General features: G+C 69.9%; 2 protein-coding genes. Both read right to left on the reverse strand.

The annotated features are described in order from the left end of the window. Positions 1-64: 64 nt before the first annotated feature. Complete coding sequence (pgi, locus tag AB0J09_RS62875; RefSeq protein WP_360713807.1) at positions 65-1,696, reverse strand: glucose-6-phosphate isomerase; 1,632 nt, start codon at positions 1,694-1,696, stop codon at positions 65-67. Between the two features lie 98 nt (positions 1,697-1,794). Continuing rightward, positions 1,795-2,154 (reverse strand): dihydroxy-acid dehydratase, encoded by a 360-nt coding sequence (locus tag AB0J09_RS62880; protein ID WP_360713809.1) that lies wholly within the window; start codon positions 2,152-2,154, stop codon positions 1,795-1,797. Between the last annotated feature and the right edge of the window lie 67 nt (positions 2,155-2,221).

Raw genomic sequence — 2,221 nt, forward strand, 5'->3', positions numbered from 1 at the left:
CAGCACCACGGCCCCCGCCCGCTCCGTGCCGTGCGCGTGCCCTCCTCTGGACGCGTGTCCCATGTCAGACGCGCCTTCCGCGCAGCTCGCGGTACTTCCGGACGAGCTGCTCGGTGGAGGCGTCGGGGAACGTGGTGGGCGGCTCGTCGGAGGTGAGCGCGGGCGCCAGGTCGAGCGCCATCTTCTTGCCGAGCTCGACGCCCCACTGGTCGAAGGAGTCGATCCCCCAGATCGTGCCCTCGACGAACACGATGTGCTCGTACAGCGCCACGAGCTGGCCGAGCGTCGAGGGGGTCAGCTTGGGGACGAGGATCGTGGAGGTGGGCCGGTTTCCCGGCATCACCTTGTGCGGCACGATGTCGGGCGGGGTGCCCTCGCCGGCGATCTCCTCGGCCGTCTTGCCGAACGCCAGCGCCGACGTCTGGGCGAGGAGGTTGGCGGTGAGCTGGTCGTGCATGCCCTCGCGGTCCTCGAACGGCTCGGCGAAGCCGATGAAGTCGGCCGGCACGAGGCGGGTGCCCTGGTGGAGGAGCTGGTAGAAGGCGTGCTGCCCGTTGGTGCCCGGCTCGCCCCAGAAGATCTCGCCGGTGTCGACCGAGACGGGGGTGCCGTCGGCCCGCACGGACTTGCCGTTGGACTCCATGGTGAGCTGCTGCAGGTAGGCCGGGAAGCGGTGCAGCCGCTGGCTGTACGGCAGCACGGCGCGGGTCTCGGCGCCGAAGAAGTCGTTGTACCAGATGCCGAGCAGGCCCATCAGCACCGGCAGGTTGTCCTTGAACGGGGCAGTGCGGAAGTGCTCGTCGATGGCGTGGAAGCCGGCGAGCATCTCGCGGAACCTGCCGGACCCGATCGCGATCATCAGCGACAGGCCGATGGCGCCGTCGTAGGAGTAGCGGCCGCCGACCCAGTCCCAGAAGCCGAACATGTTGTCGGTGTCGATGCCGAACTCGGCGACCTTCGCGGCGTTGGTGGAGACGGCCACGAAGTGCTTGGAGACCGCGTCCTCGCCCAGGGCCTCGACCAGCCAGCGGCGGGCGACCCTGGCGTTGGTGAGCGTCTCGAGCGTGGTGAACGTCTTGGAGCTGACCACGAACAGCGTGGTCGCCGGGTCGAGGCCGGCGAGGTTGCCGGTGATGTCGGCCGGGTCGATGTTGGAGACGAACCTGGCGGCGATGCCCGCGTCGGCGTAGTCGCGCAGCGCCTCGTAGGCCATGGCGGGGCCCAGGTCGGAGCCGCCGATGCCGATGTTGACCACGGTCTCGATCGGCTTGCCCGTGGCGCCCTTCCATTCCTTGGACCTGACCCGGTCGGCGAAGGCGCTCATCTTGTCCAGCACGGCGTGCACGTCGGCGATCACGTCCTGCCCGTCCACGACCAGCTCGGCGTCGCGGGGCATGCGCAGCGCCACGTGGAGGACGGCGCGGTCCTCGCTGACGTTGATGTGCTCGCCGCCGAACATGGCGGAGATCCTGTCGCGCAGCCCCGCCCGCTCGGCCAGGGCCACCAGCAGGTCGATCGTCTCCTCGGTGGCGCGGTGCTTGGCGTAGTCGAGGTGGAGGTCGCCGGCGGTCGCGGTCATGCGCTCGGCCCGGCCCGGGTCCTCGGCGAACAGCTCGCGCAGCTGCTTGCCCGCCAGCTCCTCGTGGTGCTTGCCGAGAGCCGCCCACTCCTGGCTCTGGGTGATATCGCCGTTCACGCTTCCTCCTCGTGTCGCCAAACCGGATCACCATCGTGCCGTAACCCTGTACCCACCGAGATTGATTCCGCGCATGGCGCAGGGGAGTCTTTAAAGCCTCAGTGGGATTCGCGGCCCACGTGGTCGCCGCTGGAGCCGACGAGGAAGTCGAGGTCTGCGCCGCGGTCGGCCTGGGTGACGTGCTCGACGTAGAGACGCTCCCAGCCGCGTACGGGCTTGGCGTGGCCGTCCATCGCGGGCTGTCTGGCGGCCAGCTCGGCGTCGGGGATGTCCACGTCGAGCCGCCTGGCGGCCACGTCGAGCACGATGGGGTCGCCGGTGCGAACCTTCGCCAGCGGGCCGCCGGCCGCCGCCTCGGGCGCGGTGTGCAGGACGACCGTGCCGTACGCGGTGCCGCTCATGCGGGCGTCGCTGATGCGCACCATGTCGCGCACGCCCTTCTCCAGCAGCTTGGCGATCTTCGTCGGCGAAGGCCAGGACCCGCATCATGTTCCCGCCGTCGCTGAGCTCCACGTTACGGCGCAG

The sequence above is a fragment of the Nonomuraea sp. NPDC049784 genome, from assembly GCF_040659615.1.
In the GTDB taxonomy this organism is placed as follows: Bacteria; Actinomycetota; Actinomycetes; order Streptosporangiales; family Streptosporangiaceae; genus Nonomuraea.